The organism is Enterobacteriaceae endosymbiont of Macroplea appendiculata, from assembly GCF_012571605.1.
Lineage (GTDB): Bacteria > Pseudomonadota > Gammaproteobacteria > Enterobacterales > Enterobacteriaceae.
The window spans coordinates 2,318-21,122 of record NZ_CP046220.1 but is presented as its reverse complement, the minus strand read 5'-3'; the positions used below and the strand labels follow the sequence as shown (position 1 = coordinate 21,122).

Annotated in this window: 15 protein-coding genes, 4 tRNA genes, 2 rRNA genes and 1 other RNA gene; 11 read left to right on the top strand and 11 right to left on the bottom strand. The window is 25.8% G+C overall.

All coding sequences use genetic code 11. The annotated features are described in order from the left end of the window. The first annotated feature begins 33 nt into the window (after positions 1-33). The 4 genes from ssb to metG are packed head-to-tail and all read left to right on the top strand — an operon-like array spanning position 34 to position 4,739. Positions 34-552, top strand: coding sequence for a single-stranded DNA-binding protein (gene ssb / locus GJT86_RS00120; RefSeq protein ID WP_168920283.1), 519 nt, complete (start codon positions 34-36; stop codon positions 550-552). A 43-nt stretch (positions 553-595) separates the two neighbouring features. Next, on the top strand, positions 596-2,539 hold the full coding sequence (locus tag GJT86_RS00115) for an exoribonuclease II (protein ID WP_168920282.1): 1,944 nt from the start codon (positions 596-598) through the stop codon (positions 2,537-2,539). 15 nt (positions 2,540-2,554) lie between these two features. Then, positions 2,555-3,103, top strand: a complete 549-nt coding sequence (locus GJT86_RS00110) for a metal-dependent hydrolase (RefSeq protein WP_168920281.1) — start codon at positions 2,555-2,557, stop codon at positions 3,101-3,103. Positions 3,104-3,116: 13 nt separating this feature from the next. After that, positions 3,117-4,739 (top strand): methionine--tRNA ligase, encoded by a 1,623-nt coding sequence (gene metG, locus GJT86_RS00105; RefSeq protein WP_168920280.1) that lies wholly within the window; start codon positions 3,117-3,119, stop codon positions 4,737-4,739. Between the two features lie 15 nt (positions 4,740-4,754). On the opposite strand, the gene alr is transcribed toward metG, so the two are convergent. Continuing rightward, on the bottom strand, positions 4,755-5,825 hold the full coding sequence (gene alr / locus GJT86_RS00100; RefSeq protein ID WP_168920279.1) for an alanine racemase: 1,071 nt from the start codon (positions 5,823-5,825) through the stop codon (positions 4,755-4,757). A 144-nt stretch (positions 5,826-5,969) separates the two neighbouring features. Between alr and hspQ the strand changes: the two genes are divergently transcribed. Then, the gene (gene hspQ / locus GJT86_RS00095; RefSeq protein ID WP_168920278.1) at positions 5,970-6,287 is read left to right on the top strand and encodes a heat shock protein HspQ; all 318 of its coding nucleotides are present in this window, start codon (positions 5,970-5,972) and stop codon (positions 6,285-6,287) included. Between the two features lie 65 nt (positions 6,288-6,352). Here the strand turns inward: hspQ and gltX are convergent, their stop codons facing one another. Further along, complete coding sequence (gltX, locus tag GJT86_RS00090) at positions 6,353-7,756, bottom strand: glutamate--tRNA ligase (RefSeq protein ID WP_168920277.1); 1,404 nt, start codon at positions 7,754-7,756, stop codon at positions 6,353-6,355. Positions 7,757-7,885: 129 nt separating this feature from the next. Between gltX and GJT86_RS00085 the strand changes: the two genes are divergently transcribed. Both GJT86_RS00085 and GJT86_RS00080 read left to right on the top strand, forming a co-directional pair. Then, a tRNA-Val gene (locus GJT86_RS00085) sits at positions 7,886-7,958 on the top strand. 20 nt (positions 7,959-7,978) lie between these two features. Further along, positions 7,979-8,051, top strand: a tRNA-Lys gene (locus tag GJT86_RS00080). A 602-nt stretch (positions 8,052-8,653) separates the two neighbouring features. Here GJT86_RS00080 and GJT86_RS00075 read toward each other — a convergent pair. Then, positions 8,654-8,727, bottom strand: a tRNA-Arg gene (locus GJT86_RS00075). An 88-nt stretch (positions 8,728-8,815) separates the two neighbouring features. On the opposite strand from GJT86_RS00075, the gene folD reads away from it, so the two are divergent. Then, on the top strand, positions 8,816-9,688 hold the full coding sequence (gene folD / locus GJT86_RS00070; RefSeq protein WP_168920276.1) for a bifunctional methylenetetrahydrofolate dehydrogenase/methenyltetrahydrofolate cyclohydrolase FolD: 873 nt from the start codon (positions 8,816-8,818) through the stop codon (positions 9,686-9,688). Between the two features lie 3 nt (positions 9,689-9,691). Here the strand turns inward: folD and rnpB are convergent. Next, positions 9,692-10,055, bottom strand: an RNA gene (gene rnpB, locus GJT86_RS00065) — RNase P RNA component class A. A gap of 32 nt (positions 10,056-10,087) precedes the next feature. Next, the gene (gene rsmI, locus GJT86_RS00060) at positions 10,088-10,939 is read right to left on the bottom strand and encodes a 16S rRNA (cytidine(1402)-2'-O)-methyltransferase (protein WP_168920275.1); all 852 of its coding nucleotides are present in this window, start codon (positions 10,937-10,939) and stop codon (positions 10,088-10,090) included. Positions 10,940-11,028: 89 nt separating this feature from the next. On the opposite strand from rsmI, the gene GJT86_RS00055 reads away from it, so the two are divergent. Together GJT86_RS00055 and GJT86_RS00050 are read left to right on the top strand one after the other, a co-directional pair. Continuing rightward, a tRNA-Ser gene (locus tag GJT86_RS00055) sits at positions 11,029-11,113 on the top strand. A 22-nt stretch (positions 11,114-11,135) separates the two neighbouring features. Next, positions 11,136-11,420 (top strand): TusE/DsrC/DsvC family sulfur relay protein, encoded by a 285-nt coding sequence (locus tag GJT86_RS00050; RefSeq protein WP_168920274.1) that lies wholly within the window; start codon positions 11,136-11,138, stop codon positions 11,418-11,420. A 7-nt stretch (positions 11,421-11,427) separates the two neighbouring features. Here the strand turns inward: GJT86_RS00050 and mreD are convergent, their stop codons facing one another. The 3 genes from mreD to GJT86_RS00035 all read right to left on the bottom strand — a co-directional run bounded on the left by mreD (position 11,428) and on the right by GJT86_RS00035 (position 13,833). Next, positions 11,428-11,817, bottom strand: a complete 390-nt coding sequence (gene mreD, locus GJT86_RS02300) for a rod shape-determining protein MreD (RefSeq protein WP_168920273.1) — start codon at positions 11,815-11,817, stop codon at positions 11,428-11,430. Between the two features lie 128 nt (positions 11,818-11,945). Further along, positions 11,946-12,761 carry a rod shape-determining protein MreC gene (gene mreC, locus GJT86_RS00040; RefSeq protein ID WP_168920272.1) on the bottom strand — a complete coding sequence of 272 codons (816 nt, stop codon included), beginning with the start codon at positions 12,759-12,761 and terminating at the stop codon, positions 11,946-11,948. 28 nt (positions 12,762-12,789) lie between these two features. Next, positions 12,790-13,833 carry a rod shape-determining protein gene (locus tag GJT86_RS00035; RefSeq protein WP_168920271.1) on the bottom strand — a complete coding sequence of 348 codons (1,044 nt, stop codon included), beginning with the start codon at positions 13,831-13,833 and terminating at the stop codon, positions 12,790-12,792. A gap of 193 nt (positions 13,834-14,026) precedes the next feature. On the opposite strand from GJT86_RS00035, the gene aroQ reads away from it, so the two are divergent. Continuing rightward, entirely contained in the window at positions 14,027-14,476 is a 450-nt protein-coding gene (gene aroQ / locus GJT86_RS00030; RefSeq protein WP_168920270.1) for a type II 3-dehydroquinate dehydratase, read from the top strand. Between the two features lie 7 nt (positions 14,477-14,483). Here aroQ and murB read toward each other — a convergent pair whose 3' ends face one another. From murB to GJT86_RS00015, 3 genes are all read right to left on the bottom strand, one after another. Continuing rightward, entirely contained in the window at positions 14,484-15,515 is a 1,032-nt protein-coding gene (gene murB / locus GJT86_RS00025) for a UDP-N-acetylmuramate dehydrogenase (RefSeq protein ID WP_168920269.1), read from the bottom strand. A 39-nt stretch (positions 15,516-15,554) separates the two neighbouring features. Then, a 5S ribosomal RNA gene (gene rrf / locus GJT86_RS00020) occupies positions 15,555-15,670 on the bottom strand. Positions 15,671-15,760: 90 nt separating this feature from the next. After that, positions 15,761-18,696 (bottom strand): 23S ribosomal RNA (locus GJT86_RS00015). Between the last annotated feature and the right edge of the window lie 109 nt (positions 18,697-18,805).

The window sequence follows — 18,805 nt, the reverse complement described above, 5'->3', positions numbered from 1 at the left end:
TTCATTTATTTTTTGTATATAAGGAGTAACATAATGGCCAGTAAACGTGGTATTAATAAAGTACTTTTAATAGGTAATGTAGGTAAAAATCCTGAAATACGTTACATGCCTAATGGTAATCCAGTTGTAAATATTGTTTTAGCTACTTCTGATACTTGGAAAGATAAAAATACAGGAGAAAATAGAGTTAAAACAGAATGGCATAGGATAGTAGTTTTTGGTAAAATTGCTGAAATTGCAAATGAATATGTTAAAAAAGGAACACAAATATATATAGAAGGATATTTACAAACACGTAAATGGCAAAAACAAAGTGGTCAAGATAGTTATATAACTGAAATTATTGTGAGCATAGGTGGAACTTTGCAAGTATTAAATAATTTTCGTATTAAAGATGATGTTATAGATAAACATAAGAATGTTAATAAAACACATGATAAATCATGGAATAGTAAAGAAAATAATACAGAAGTAAAAAATAATAATATCGATATAGATGTTAATAAAAATATAGATAATGCTATTAATTTTGAAGATGATATACCATTTTAATACAATATAATTTTAAATATATATAATATTTACTGAAAAAATAATGTTACGACATAATAAAATACTGTTACAACTTAAAAAAAAAATACAACCTGTTTATTATATAAAGGGTATAGTAAAAGTTATAAAAAATAATATTTTTTTAGAATCAAAAGATAGAAAAATATATAAAATTCCTATAATTTTCTTAAAAAAGATTATGCATGGAGATTATATTTTATCTTCTTTATTACCAAAAAAACAAGAATTAGAGGTTATGCCAATAAAATTATTAAAATCTGTTATAGAAATATTTATAGGCAAACTTAAACAACATCATAACCAAACATTTATTATTCCAGATAATCCTAATTTATATCAATATCAAATTGAATGTGTAATAGATAAACCATCTCAAGACATATTGTATACTACTAATATAGTAATAGCTAAATTAATTCATCATCCCCTTTTAGGTAAAGATAATATTTTTAGAGCAAAAATTTTAGAATATTTAACAGAACAAAAAAAATATTCTTTATCTTTATGGCATATATTATCGCAATATAATATTAATATACATCCTCCACATAATAGTTTATGTAATAGAATAGACATTATTGATAATCATATATTACGTCAAGATTTAACTAAATTATGTTTTATTACTATTGATAATAGTGATACAAAAGATATAGATGATGCTATATATATTAAAGAACTTTCCAATAAACAGTTACAAATATATGTAGCTATTGCTGATCCTACTGCTTTTTTTATAAAAGATAGTAATATTGATATGATTGCTTCAGAACGTATGTTTACAAATTATTTACCGGGTTTTAATATTCCATTATTTCCTAAATATATATCAGAAAATATATGTTCTTTACTACCTATGCAAGTTCGTTCTGCTTTAATATGTAAAATTATTATTAATAATAAAGGTAAAATTTTATTAGATAAAACAGAATTTTTTATGGGCTTAATACAATCTAAAGCAAAATTAAATTATGTTAATATTTCTAATTGGTTGGAAAATATAGGAGTATGGTCACCTCATAATTTAGATATTAAACAACAAATAAATTTATTATATAAAATTTATTTATATCGTTTACCATGGTATAATAAAAATCTAATTTTTTCTAATAATACTGAATACAAATTAATAATAAATTGTGATGGTAATATAATTGATATTCATGTAGTTACAAAAAGAATTGCACATAAAATGATTGAAACAATTATGATTATTGCTAATATATGTGCAGCAGAAATTTTATATCAACACTTAGGTTATGGTATATATAATATATATTATGGATTTAATTGTAATAAATTACAAAAAATAAGAACGTTATTAGATACGCATCATATTGATTATCATCCATCTAAATTAAATACATTACAAAGCTATCAAAATATATATTCTTATCTAAAAAAACATAATTTATCTTATATTATAAATCGTTTGAGAAAATATCAAACACATACATTTTTTAATATTTATCCAGGACCACATTTTGGATTAGGTGTACAAAAATATGCTACATGGACTTCACCATTAAGAAAATTTGGTGATGTAATTAATCATAGACTTATTAAAGCTATTATACAAAAAAAAAATATAGAAAAACCGTCTAAACAAATTATTCGTCATATGAATTATAAAAAATATATACATAAACAAGTAGAAAATAAAATTACTAACTTTTTATGCATAAAATATTGCAAAAATATTATTAACAAAAAACAAATTTTTGTATCAGAAATTATAGATATTTTATATATTGGATTAAGAGTTAGATTAATAATAAATGGCATATATGTACTGATTCCTAAAAATAGTATGATTAATAATACATTAGATATAATTAATATTATGCCAGAAAAAGGTATGGTTTTTATAAATGATAAATTATTATATAAAGTTACAGATCAAGTTAAAGTAATATTACAAAATATTGATATTAATAATAATATTATTGCTCAAATTGTTTATTAAAAAAAACATAATTTTATGACAGCTAAAGGACATATTTTTTTTACATTTTCTAGTAGTATTTTAATACAGCATTTTATTTTTTCTGAAATTATGCATCATGATGATTGGTGGTGTTTTATACCTATATCTTTAATAACATGCTTATTGCCAGATATAGATCATCCTAAATCTATGATAGGAAATAAATTTAAATATGTTTCTTATATATGTGCTAAAATATTTTGTCATAGAGGATTTACACATAGTGTTAGTGCTATATATATCATAATATTTATTATTAAAATAATATCCACTAAGATCACTCTTTTGAGTATCCCTATTAAATTAGGTATTATAATTGGTTATTGTAGTCATATTTGTGCTGATATGTTAACTCCTTCAGGAGTATTACTATTATGGCCCTTAAAACAACGTTTCCGCATACCGATTGTAAAAAAAAAACTATTTACAGAAAATTTTTTTTGCTATATATATTTTATATGTTCTTTATATTTATTATATCCTCATAATAATCATCATATAATACATTTTATGATACAGTTTTTATCTCAAAAGATAACTTAGAGTAATATTATTTATGAAAAAAATTAAATTTAGAAAAATGCTGGTTACTTGTGCATTGCCATATGCTAATGGTCCTATACATCTTGGACATATGTTAGAACATATACAAGCCGATATTTGGGTTCGGTATAATCGTATGATAGGAAATGAAGTATATTTTATATGTGCAGATGATGCTCATGGCACACCAATTATGTTAAAAGCACAAGAACTAAAAATTACTCCTGTAAAAATGATACAAAAAATATATCAGCAACATATTGATATTTTTAAAAAATTCTATATTAGTTACGATCATTATCATACTACTCATAGTAATGAAAATTATTTTTTTGTACAATTAATTTTTAAACGTTTAAAAAAGCAAAAATATATTTTAAAAAAAACAGTTAAACAATTATTTGACAAACAATATAATATGTTTTTACCCGATAGACTTGTACAAGGAACATGTCCACATTGTAAAACTATAAAACAGTATGGTGATTATTGTGAACAATGTGGAAGTTATACTTCTATACATTTAATAGATCCTATATCAATAGTCTCTAATACCGTGCCTATTATTAAACAATCTGAGCATTATTTTTTTAATTTACCATGTTTTTATAAAATGTTATTATCTTGGATATCATCAGACGTATTAGATAATAATATTAAAAATAAAGTATTAGAATGGTTTCATGTAGGTTTAAAATTATGGGATATTACCAGAGATAAACCATATTTTGGATTTAATATATTAGATGATATCGATAAATTTTTTTATGTATGGTTAGATGCTCCTATTGGTTATATTAGTGCTTTTAAACATTTTTGTGATATCAATAAACATATATGTTTTTACGAATGGTGGAAAACAGATACAAAAACAGAATTATACCATTTCATTGGTAAAGATATAATTTATTTCCATAGTTTATTTTGGCCAGCTATTTTAGAAGGTAGTTTTTTCCGTAAACCTACTAAAATTTTTGTACATGGTCATGTAACATTAAATGGCATGAAAATGTCAAAATCAAAAAAAACATTTATTACAGCATTAGAATTATTAAATTATGTTAATGCAGATAGTTTACGTTATTATTTTGCTTCTAAAATATCTAATAATATTGATGATATAGATTTTAGTTTACATAATATCACATATAAAATTAATTCAGATATTGTTAATAAAATTGTTAATATTGCTTCTCGTACAGCATATTTTATTAATACATATTTTCATAATAATTTATCTGTCAATATTAATTTAGATATTTATTTAGAATTTATTAATAAAGCAAAAATCATGCATTACTATTACACTAATAGACAATTTAGTCATGTCATTAATATGATAATAATCCTAACAGATATTGCTAATAGCTATATTGATACACATAAACCTTGGTTAATAATTAAAAATCAACCTGATATCACCCATAATGTTTGTTCTTTAGCTATTAATATGTTTCGCGTTATTATGATTTATTTAAAACCTATTGTGCCTAATTTATCTTATAAAACAGAAATTTTTTTAAAAGATACATTATGTTTTAAAAAACTTTCTCAACCATTAGTAAATCATAAAATTAATAAATTTTTTATTTTATTTCAACGTATAAAAATAAAAAATATAAATAAAATCTTTTAATTTAATATAATAATATTATTTTAATATTCTAGGTACTCTTATAGATAATGAACACATTAATTCATAGTTAATTGTTTTTGCTGAAGTAGCAACATCATCAATTTTAATATGTTCACCCCATAATTCTACGTTACTACCTATAGATGCATGTGGTATATTGATTAAATCAATAGCCATCATGTCCATAGTAACATTACCTAATATATGTGTTTTTTGACCATTTATTAAAATATTTGTTTCTGAAGAAATAGTTTTAGGATATCCATCACCATAACCACAAGCTATAATACCTATTTGTCTTTTTATGTTTGTATAATATTGATAATTATAACTTACTGTTGTGCCAGGATATAATTTTTGTATCCCAATAATTTTACTACGTAATGTAGTTACTGGTTTAAAATTAAATTTACTAATATCTTTCCAGGAGTTTGTAGGTGATGCGCCATATAATAGAATTCCTGAACGTACCCAATCATAATATATATTACGATGCCATAATATGGCTGCAGAATTAGCAAAAGATCGTAAATAATTATTATTTAAAATTTGATTAATTAGTTTAATTTCATATAAAAAAGCATGAGTATTTTGTGAAGTATCAGCAAAATGTGCCATACATACAATTTGTTTAACATGAATATGTTTTTCTATTATACTAATAATTTTATTAACACTATTAATATTAAAACCTAATCTATTCATACTAGTATTAATTTTAATATATATTACTATTGGATAAATAGGAGGATATTGCATTAATAAATTTAATTGCCATTTATTATGTATGACCATAGTTAAATTATATTGATAAATTATTTTTAGATCATTAATATGAAAAAATCCTTCCAATAATAAGATTGGATTACGAAAGTTTTCGTTACGTAATAAAATAGCTTCTTCTAAGGTTAACACAGCAATACCATCTGCATTAATTAAAAATTTACAAATATTAGTAATACCATGACCATAAGCATTATCTTTTAATACAAACCAAATTTTTGTTGGATAAATAATTTTACGTATGATATTTAAGTTATTTTTTAAATTTTTAGTATTAATAATTGCAGCAATTGGTCTTGACATTATAATTTTCCATTAAAATAATTTTTATATAAAAATTTATTTATTAAACTAAAAAACTTTATTATAATATATTACAATTTTTGTTATTACATAGTTAAAAATGTAATAATACTATAAATTTTATCATTAAGGAGCTATTTAATAATGATTACCAGTAAATTTGGTATTGGTCAACAAGTAAGACATAAATTATTAGGTTTTTTGGGTGTCATAGTTGATGTTGATCCTATTTATTCTTTAAATAATCTTAAAATTGATGAAATGTCAGATAGTATAATATTACGTAATAAACCTTGGTATCATGTTGTTATGGAAGATGATGCAGGTAATCCCATACATACATATTTATCGGAAATACAATTAATAGGGGAACCTACACCTGAATATACAGAACATTCTACATTAGATGAATTATCTGCTTCTATTAAAAAACAATTAATTAATCCTAGATTACGTAACTAATTACAATAATAATATTTATTAATTGCATATTGTCATTTTGTATTAAATTTATATGTATATAGTATTTATTTATTTTGTTTATTTATAATATTTATGACATTTTGAATATGTTGTATAACTTTATTTCTTCCCATTAGATATATAATACTATTAATAGGTGGGCTAGAATTTAATCCTGTTAATAATATACGTAAAGTCATGGTTATGTCTGCAAACTTTTTATTTAATTGTTGTGCAGTTGTTTTAATAACTAAACTAATATTATTTATAGTCCATGGATTTATTAATTGGATAGTAATTAATAATTGTGTAATAAATTTTTTATTTTTGATATTTATCAAATTTGCACAGATAATATTTTCATAACTAGGATTAGTATAAAAAATACAACATAAATTATTAATTTCTTTTAAAGTATTACATCGATTCACAAAATTATTATAAATGTCAATAATTTTTGGTCCTGTACTTATATTAAAATGTTTATTTTTACAAAAATTATTTAAGTAAGGAACTATATAATCTTTTGATAAATGATTCAGGTAATATTTATTAAACCAATTCAATTTATTAATACTAAAAATACTTGGTGATTTATTTAAATTACTTAAACAAAATAATTGCTTCATTTCTGTTATAGAAAAAATTTCTTGATCACCATATGACCATCCTAATTTTAAAATATAATTTAATAATGCTTGTGGTAAATAACCGTCTTTTTGATATTGTAGAATATTAGTATCATGATTTTTTTTAGAAAATTTCTCACCATATTGATTAGTAATAATAGAAACATGTGCATAGTATGGTATTTCTCTTTTTAAAGATTTTATAATATTAATTTGTTTAGGAGTATTATTAATATGTTCTTCGCCTCTAATTACATGTGTAATACACATATCTAGATCATCTATAACTACACAAAAATTATATGTTGGTGTTTTGTCAGTACGTTGAATAATAAAATCATCTAACTCAATATTATTAATAATAATATTGCCTCTTATAATATCTTTAAATTTTACATAACCTGTTGTAGGAGTACGAAATCTAACTACATAGGGTATATGATCATATGTTTTATTTATATTACGACATCTGCCATTATATTTTGTTTTAATTCCTAATTTTTTTTGTTGTTCTTTATCTTTGTTTAACATTTGTTTTGTACAATAACATTTATAGGCTGTTCCTTGTTGTATCATATTATTAATAATATTATGATATTTATTTAAATTTTTACTTTGTAAATAAGGTCCTTCATCCCAATCAATGTTTAACCATGTTAAACTTGATATGATATTTTTAATATAATGGTCTTTTACTTTTGTTTTATCAGTATCTTCGATACGTAAAATAAAATTACCATGATTTTTTTTTGCAAATAACCAAGAATATAATGCAGTACGGATATTACCTATGTGCAAATAACCACTTGGACTTGGTGCGAAACGAGTTCTAATTTTCATTATATTATATATTTTATTATAAGCGATAAAATATATTATATATGTAATAAAATATTTTTTAAATTTTTTATTAAAAATATATTGACTTATTTATATAAATAAAGATAGCATAAGGTATCATGATTTTTAGGGTGATTAGCTCAGTTGGCAGAGTCCCTCCCTTACAAGGAGGTTGTCGGCGGTTCGAGTCCGTCATCACCCATATTATGGAAAAATATATTAGGGTCGTTAGCTCAGTTGGTAGAGCAGTTGACTTTTAATCAATTGGTCACAGGTTCAAATCCTGTACGACCCAGTAATAAAGATGAGTTATATTACATTTAGATAAATTATATTTATCTAGATATTAGACACGTAAATTAATATATAGGTAACTCAAATAGTCTAATAAATAATAAATATTATATAATTAAAAAATAAGATGTAGTATACAATACATGCTATAAATAATTACTAACAAACTAATACTAATAATATGATATTAATAATTAAGTTAGTTGCTTCATATTATAGTTTATATATTTATTTATTAATCATTGAATTTAGTGATAGAATCAAATATATATTATGTTATATCTAGAATATTATTGTCGTTATATTTTATTTAAAATATAACACAAATACCATTCATATGTTTAACTAATTAATATATGAATATTAATTACTTCATATTAACTAGCATTAAATACACATATTAACTTATTTATTGATTAATAAATATTTAGAAATTAATATTAGTCATATTTATAAAAATTAAAATAACAAACTTTATTTATATAAAAATCGTTTTTTATTAATAAAATCAAATTCGTTACATATTTAATATGTTATGCGTAAATGAAATTTATTAAATAGTAAATAATGATTAAGAATTTTTAATATTATAAATATATTTTTTGCGCTCTACAGGATTCGAACCTGTGACCAATAGCTTAGAAGGCTATTGCTCTATCCTGCTGAGCTAAGAGCGCATAGATGAATTCATTATAACATATAAAATATATTTTAATATAAAAAAATATAATATTAATATAAAAATATAGTAGGATAATAAATTATATGAATGCCATAATTATGGAAGGTCATTGTTTTGCTAATATAATTTATAAAAAAATACATGAAAAAATGTTATTAATTATAAAACATCATAAACAATTACCTGGTTTAGGAGTTATTTTAGTGGGTAATCATGATATTTCTAAATTATATATATCTAAAAAATTAAAAATATGTCAAGAATTAGGGTTTATTGCATATAATTATTATTTCCCCAATAATGTTTATGAACATACAATTATTGACACAATTAATATTTTAAATCAGGATAATCAAATTCATGGTATTTTAATACAATTACCTTTGCCTAATCATTTTAATATAACTAATGTTTTAGAAGCAATCGATCCTAATAAAGATATTGATGGTTTCCATCCATATAATATAGGCCGTTTATGTCAACGAGTACCATTATTACGTTCATGTACTGCTTTAGGAATTATATCTTTATTAAAACATTATCGTATTCATATTTGTGGTTTACATGCAGTTATTATCGGAGCTTCTAATATTATAGGACGTCCTGTAGCATTAGAATTATTATTATTAGGGTGTACCGTAACTATTACTCATCGTTTTACTAAAAATTTGCAATATCATATTGCAAATGCTGATTTATTAATTGTAGCTATTGGTAAACCATGTTTTATTAAGGGTAAATGGATTAAACATGGTGCTATTGTAATAGATGTAGGTATTAATAGACTTCAAAATAATAAAATTGTTGGTGATGTTGATTTTGCATCAACATTTTCTAAAGCATCATATATTACTCCAGTTCCAGGAGGAATAGGACCTATTACTATATCAATGTTAATGCAAAATACTTTTCTTGCATATGAAAAAATTATGATTAATCATAAAAACAATTTCTAAATATTGATAAGTTAATTCATAAGCCGGATTCTGTTTTTTAACAGTCATTCATCTAGAATAATAATTACTTATTATTTCTTGCGGCTTACCCAGATTTTTTGTACGGGTCAATACAAATCTTTATTTAGCCTTGCTCCTGGTAGAGTTTACATAGACATATATTATTACTAATATATCGGTATGCTCTTACCATACCTTTTCACCCTTACCATCATTATAATTACTACATATCATTATTATGGCGGTATATTTTCTGTTGCACTATTCGTAAGTTTACACTTCCCAGAAGTTATCTGGTACCATTACCCTTTGGAGTCCGGACTTTCCTCTTTTATTAAAAATAAAAGCGACTGTTTGCATTAACTCATATAAATATGATATATAAATATCAGATTTATATCAAATTTTTGTTAACATTATTTGATATAAAATATTTTTTCTAATAGGATATATATGAGAAATAATATTAATTATTTTTTTAGTTGATAAATCTTTTTTTAAAATTTTTATAATAGATAATATTTTTGACATATTTATGTTGCTGGTAATGTTTTTATTACCTTGAATAATTAATACTATTTCTCCTTTTAACCTATTTTTATCTAATTTAATCCAATAAATAATTTTTTCAATAGTATTTCCATAAATTTGTTCCCATTTTTTTGTTAAATCTTTAGCTATAACTATATATCTATCTTTACCAAAAACATTTTGTATATCATATAAACAATTTAAAATACGATATTTTGATTCATATAAAATAATAGTTCTATATTCCATTTTTAACTGTTCTAATCTTTTAATTCTTTTACTATGTTTTTTAGATAAAAATCCTTCATAACAAAAACGATGAGTTGTTAAACCAGATGCTGATAAAGCTAAAATTGCTGCACAAGGACCACTTAATGGTATAATTTTAACGTTATTATCTTTTCTGCGACATAATTCTACAATTCTATATCCAGGATCATTAATTAATGGTGTTCCTGCATCAGAGACTAATGCAATATTTTTCCCTTGCTGTAAATGATTTAATATTATATTAGATTTTTTTTTTTCATTAAATTCATAGTATGAATTTAATCTATTAGTGATATTATATTGTTTTAATAAAATACCTGTTTTTCTTGTATCTTCAGATAAAATATAATCAACCTGTTTTAAAATTTTTATTGCTCTTTGTGAAATATCATCATAATTGCCTATAGGAGTAGGTACAATATATAAATTTCCAGTTATATTAGTTTTCATATATAAAAAAATATGCTTTAAATAATGAAGTATATATTATATAATATATACAGTTGTAGATGTTATATACTTTATTAAAATAAAATTTAGGAGGAATGGCCGAGTGGTTGAAGGCACCGGTCTTGAAAACCGGCAATAGATTACTATTCGAGAGTTCGAATCTCTCTTCCTCCGTAATTAAATAAGTTATTGGCATATGAATAAAAAGATAAATGAATGGAATACACACATAGCTAAAAAACTTGCTATACAAGAAAATATTATTTTAACAACAGAACATTTAGAAATAATATATATTTTTAAACAATTATATAATAAATTTCATACTTTACCTAATATGGTTATATTAGTTAATGTTATAAAAAATAAATATGGTATTTTAAAAGGTAATAGTATTTATATACATAAACTTTTCCCTAATGGTGCTATTAGACAAATAGCTTATATTTCTGGGTTAAAAGAAATAACAGTATGTCTATAATAACATATTATAAAATTTTAATATTATGGTTTGTATATTTTTTTCTATTACTATATTTTTTAAGAGAAAAATATAATATATACCAATAAATACTATTTAAAATATTGTTTTGACACATATTATAATATAGATTGTCTATATTATTTATATAATTAGTCAAAATATTTACTATATTAAATAGTATGAAAATTAGTATTATTTGTAAGATAAAATGTAATTTTTGAAACCATATACGATAATAACATAAATAGTAATTCAATATAGTTAGAGTTAAGGTATATGTTCCTAACATTTTATCTGTTAAGATATCAAGAACAATTCCTAAAATAAAATATTTAATTAAATGTATTTGTTTCGATAAAAGTATTATATTGGTAAATATTATTAATATAGCCATATCGTAATATTATGAATTGTAATTATTACATGCATAATGCTATTATGCCATAAATAAAATTATATTTATGATATAAATATTGATATACATAAATAATGTATTAAAAAATGATTTTCTATATAATCTTTTTAAGTATTAATTATTAATAAATATTTAATTTGTTCTATTTGTACTAATGGTTGTGCAAATATAATATTCATATTATTTTTAGTATGTTTAATGTTTATTACTTTAGCTACTGGATAATTTACAAGATGATAATCATTTAACCCTGATGTAAATAAGATATCATTAATATTTATAATAATGTTTGGAGAAATATCTTCTGATTTTAGTAATGGAGGATATTTACAACCTATTCCATTTAAAATAAAGTTAGCATTATTATTATGTGCATGTACATGTATAGAATTATATCTACTACATATAAGTAAAATACTACTAACATATTTATTAGTAAACAAAACTTGTCCAATAACACCATGATCATTAATAGCAATATTTCCGGGAATAATATTATCTTGTAACCCTTTATTTATAAAAATTTTATCAGAATACCATGGTAATATTATAGGTATTTTTTTACTAAAAATTGTTTTTGTGGTATTTAATTTTATACTTAAAATTTTATATATATTATTGAATTCATAAAGATAATTTTTATAAAAAAATAATTCTATATTTTTTAAAAATAATTTCTTATATAAAAGAATATTTTGTGATTTAATACTTTTATTTTGTTTATATACATCATATATATGATTATATATAGTATATGGTTTATTTAAATAAACATATGTATAACTCATTTTTTTATCAATATAATTTTTTATTATAAAAAAATAGTTATAATACCTATCTACTATAATAAATAGTATAGAAATTATTATGATAATAATAAACTTTAAGTGTATATTTTTTTTTTTTTTAAAAATTAAGGACATAAATGTTATATATAATTTATATTAATGATTATTCTTCACTAAATAAATCACCTCCATACATATCGATCATTTCTAATGCTTTTCCACCACCTCTTGCTACACAAGTTAAAGGATCTTCTGCGATAGCAACAGGTATTCCTGTTTCTTCTATTAATAATTTATCAAAATATTTGAGTAACGCTCCACCACCAGTTAATATCATACCTCTTTCTGCAATATCTCCCGCTAATTCCGGTGGACATTGTTCTAATGCAATCATAACAGCACTAACTATACCAGATAAAGGTTCTTGTAAAGCTGCTAATATTTCATTAGAATTCAATATAAAACTTCTTGGGACTCCTTCTGCTAAATTTCGTCCTCTAACTTCTATTTCTAAAATTTCTTTATTAGAAAACGCCGAACCAATTTGATGTTTTATTTTTTCTGCTGTTGATTCTCCTATTAATGAACCGTAATTTCTACGTACATGATTAATAATAGCTTCATCAAATCTATCACCACCAATTCGTACTGAAGAAGAGTATACTACTCCATTTAAAGATATAACAGCAACTTCTGTAGTACCCCCACCAATATCAATAACCATTGAACCAGTAGCTTCGGAAACAGGTAAACCAGCACCTATAGCTGCTGCCATAGGTTCCTCAATTAAAAAAACTTCACGTGCACCAGCTCCTTGTGCGGATTCTCTAATTGCTCTACGTTCTACCTGTGTAGCGCCTACTGGTACACAAACTAATACTCTAGGACTAGGACGCATAAAACTATTACTATGTACTTGTTTTATAAAATACTGTAACATTTTTTCTGTGATAAAAAAATCAGCAATTACACCATCTTTCATAGGACGTATAGCAGCAATATTACCAGGAGTTCTACCTAACATTTGTTTAGCATCATAACCTACTGCTGCTACACTTTTAGGAAAACCAGTTTTATCTTGTCGTATCGCTACTACTGATGGTTCGTTTAAAACTATTCCTTGTCCTTTAACATAGATTAAAGTATTTGCTGTACCTAAATCTATAGATAAATCGTTAGAAAACATTCCTCGAAATTTTTTAAACATGATATTAGAACCTAACTGTATGTTTTATTGTTAAATTAAATTTAGATTAAATAATATCTATTATGTGTGTGTAATAGTATCATTTTATTAAAAATAAATATATCATTATCATAAAAAATAATGCTTATTATTATTTTTCATTAATGTAAATTATGTTAATATAATTGAAAAATTTAATAATGCAGAACTAAAAATGTATAGGTTAAAGTATCATATTTTAATAGTTAACGGTCCTAATTTAAGTTTATTAGGTCAAAGAGAACCAGAAAAATATGGCAATATCTCTCTAAAAACAATTATATCTAATTTATCTAAATTAGCAAATAAAAAAAAATGTATGTTAACACATATACAATCTAATGCAGAACATATTCTAATAGATTATTTAATTCAACATAGTAAGCATATTAATTATATAATTATAAATCCTGGTGCTTTTACACATACTAGTATTGCACTACGTGATACTATATTAGCAATACAAATACCTTTTATTGAAGTACATATTACTAATATATATAAAAGAGAAAAGTTTCGTCAAAAATCTTTTTTTTCTGATATAGCTCAAGGGGTTATTATAGGTTGTGGTATTGAGGGTTATAATTTAGCTTTACATGTTATTTTTAAAAAATTAGGTTTATAACAAAATGTTATTGTTTATTTTTAGTAAATATTTTTTTTTGAGATATTTCTTTCTTTTTATCAAAAATCCTTATTTCAGCTTCTAACCATATGCCAAATTTTTTACCAACACCATTATATATTTTATTTGCTAAGTTTAATATATTTTGCCCTGATGCATTATATTTATTTATAATAACTAAAGCTTGTTTATGGTATACTGAAGCACCATTAAAAATAATTCCTTTAAAATTACATTTTTCAATTAGCCATGCAGCAGATATTTTAAATATATTATTTTCTAAAATATATGGCATTTTAGAAAATTTTTTAATAATATTTAAACCTTGATGTAAAGTTACAAATGGGTTTTTAAAAAAACTACCAGCATTACCAATAATATTTGGATTTGGTAATTTTTTATGTCTAATATTACAAACATGTTGAAAAATTTGTTGTGCAGTTACATTATTATTTAAATATTTTAATTCCTTGTATATGATACAAGGAGTCCATTGTTTAGGTATAGATAGACCTACTGCGATAATAATATAATGTTTATATTTTTGAGATTTAAAAATACTATTTCTATAATTAAAATAACAATATTTTTTTGGTATTCTTAATATTTGTTGATTATATGGATTAAATACATCTACATATGAACAAAAATACTCTAAAGACATACCATATGCACCAATATTCTGTATCGGTGCGGCACCGATACATCCTGGAATCAATGCTAAATTTTCTAATCCATAAATTCCACGTTTTATAGTATATTTAACTAACTTATGCCAAGATTCTCCTGCACCAACATGTAAATTCCAAAAAAAAGTATTAGAATATATTTTAATACCTTTTATTCTATTTAATAAAATAAATCCGTGGAAATTTTCTGTGAATAGAACATTACTACCTTTACCTAATATCAAATAAGGTATAAATTTTTTTTTACATTGATACCATATATTATATAGTTGTTTTACACTATATATATAAATAATATTATACGCATATACATTTACATGAAATGTATGAATTTTTTTTAAAGATAACATAAACTTTATTTTATAAATAACTATATTATCATACTATATCCCTAGTATTTACTTACTCTAACATAGGGAAACCCTACACTACCATCAGCACAACAACGTTTCACTTCTGAGTTCGGAATGGATTCAGGTGGTACCATTGCGTTATATATACTAGGGATAAAATAAAAACAAAATTAAATTATGATATTGTCTAATTTGTTAATAATAATCATTTTATTATTTATTAAAAACGATTCTGGTGTTGTAAGGTTAAGACTCACGGGTGTTTATTAGTACTGGTTAGCTCAACATATCGCTATGCTTACACACCCAGCCTATCAACGTCATAGTCTTTAACGTCCCTTTAGGGATATTTATAAATATAATAAATATCCAGGGAAGAATAATCTTAAGGTAAGTTTCGCGCTTATATGCTTTCAGCGCTTATCTCGTCCGCATATAGCTACCGGGCAATGCCATTGGCATGACAACCCGTACACCAGAGATGCGTTCACTCCGGTCCTCTCGTACTAGGAGCAACTCCTTTCAATCTTCCAACGCCCACGGCAGATAGGGACCGAACTGTCTCACGACGTTCTAAACCCAGCTCGCGTACCACTTTAAATGGCGAACAGCCATACCCTTGGGACCTACTTCAGCCCCAGGATGTGATGAGCCGACATCGAGGTGCCAAACACCGCCGTCGATATGAACTCTTGGGCGGTATTAGCCTGTTATCCCCGGAGTACCTTTTATCCGTTGAGCGATGGCCCTGTCATATAGAACCACCGGATCACTAAGACCTGCTTTCGCACCTGTTTGAACCGTCATTCTTACAGTTAAGCCAGCTTATGCCTTTGCACTAACCTCACGATTTCCGACCGTGATTAGCTGACCTTAGTGCTCCTCCGTTACTCTTTGGGAGGAGACCGCCCCAGTCAAACTACCTACCAGACATTGTCTCTGGTCCGGATTCACGGACCTAGGTTAGAGTATTCAATACTCAAGGGTGGTATTTCAAGGTTGACTCCATACTAACTGGCGTTAGTATTTCATAGTCTCCCACCTATCCTACACATCAACATTCAATACTCAATATCAAGCTATAGTAAAGGTTCACGGGGTCTTTCCGTCTTGCCGCGGGTACACTGCATCTTCACAGCAATTTCAATTTCACTGAGTCTCAGGTGGAGACAGTCTGGCCATCATTACGCCATTCGTGCAGGTCGGAACTTACCCGACAAGGAATTTCGCTACCTTAGGACCGTTATAGTTACGGCCGCCGTTTACCGGGGCTTCGATCAAAAGCTTCTCATAAATGATAACTTCATCAATTAACCTTCCGGCACCGGGCAGGCGTCACACCGTATACGTCCACTTTCGTGTTAGCACAGTGCTGTGTTTTTAATAAACAGTTGCAGCCAGCCGTTATCTTAGGCTGAATTCAGCTCCAAAAGTAAATTTTGTTACTTACTATCAGCGTGCCTTCTTCCGAAGTTACGGCACTATTTTGCCTAGTTCCTTCACCTGAGTTCTCTCAAACGCCTTAGTATTCTCTACCTGACTACCTGTGTCGGTTTTAGTACGATTTAATGTTACTTTACGTTTAGAGGTTTTTCTTGTAAGTATGGTATTAATTACTTCAATACAATTAAGTATCTCGTTATTACGCCTTAATATTAATAATTATCCGGATTTGCCTAAATAATTTATCTAAACGCTTAAACCAGGACAACCATCACCTGGATAATTTAACCTTCTTCGTCCCCCCATCACACATAACACCAAGTACAGGAATATTAACCTGTTATCCATCGATTACGCTTTTCAGCCTCACCTTAGGGGTCGACTAACCCTACCTCGAATACCGTTGGATAGGAAACCTTAGTCTTTCGGCGAATAGGTTTTTCACCTATTTTATCGTTACTCATGTCAGCATTCGCACTTCTGATATCTCCAATAAATTTTACAATCTATCTTCAACGACTTACAGAACGCTCCTCTACCCAATAAGTATAAAACTTATTGTCACAGCTTCGGTGTATAATTTAGCCCCGTTATATCTTCCGCGCAAGACGACTAGACTAGTGAGCTATTACGCTTTCTTTAAATGATGGCTGCTTCTAAGCCAACATCCTAGCTGTTTATGCCTTCTCACATCGTTTCCCACTTAATTATAACTTTGGGACCTTAGCTAGTGATCTGGGTTGTTTCCCTTTCCACAACGGACGTTAGCACCCGCTGTGTGTCTCCCGTGATAACGATATTCGGTATTTGTAGTTTGCATCGGATTGGTAAGTCTGGTGGACTCCCTAACCGAAACAGAGCTCTACCCCCGAATACGAATTACACGAGGCGCTACCTAAATAGCTTTCGAGGAGAACCAGCTATCTCCCGGTTTGATTGGCCTTTCACCCCTAACCACAAGTCATCCGCTAATTTTTCAACATTAGTCGGTTCGGTCCTCCAGTAAGTATTACCTTACCTTCAACCTGCCCATGGCTAGATCACCGGGTTTCGGGTCTATATCTTGCAACTTAACGCTCTATTCAAACTCGGTTTCCCTACGGCTCCCTTATACAGTTAACCTTGCTACAAAATATAACTCGCTGACCCATTATACAAAAGGTACGCAGTCACACATTAAATCATATGCTCCTACTGCTTGTACGTATACGATTTCAGGTTCTATTTCACTCCCCTAACCGGGGTTCTTTTCACCTTTCCCTCACGGTACTAGTTCACTATCGGTCAGTCAGTAGTATTTAGCCTTAGAGGATGATCCCCCTATATTCAAACAGGATTTCACGTGTCCCGTTTTACTCTTTAAGAATATTAATATCATGTTTTCATATACGGGACTATCACCCTGTATCGTATATTTTTCCAAATATTTCTATTATCATAATTTTAATGTATATCTTTCTTTTGGGCTGTTTCCGTTTCGCTCGCCACTACTAAGAAAATCTCTATTGATTTCTTTTCCTCAGGATACTTAGATGTTTCAGTTCTCCTGGTTCGCTTCATTATTCTATATATTCAAATAATGATAATACATAGTTACATGTATTAGGTTACCCCATTAGGAAATCGTCAATTAATAGCGTTTCTTATCAACTTATTGACGCTTTTCGCAGATTAGTACGTCCTTCATCGCCTCTGACTGCCAAGGCATCCATCGTATACGCTTATTTACTTAACCTTACAACCCACAATCGTCTTGTAATAATGAAATGTTATAAAAAAGATATTTTATAACAAATTAACACTTTAATATTACAATAATTTAATTTTAATTTTTAAAGAACATA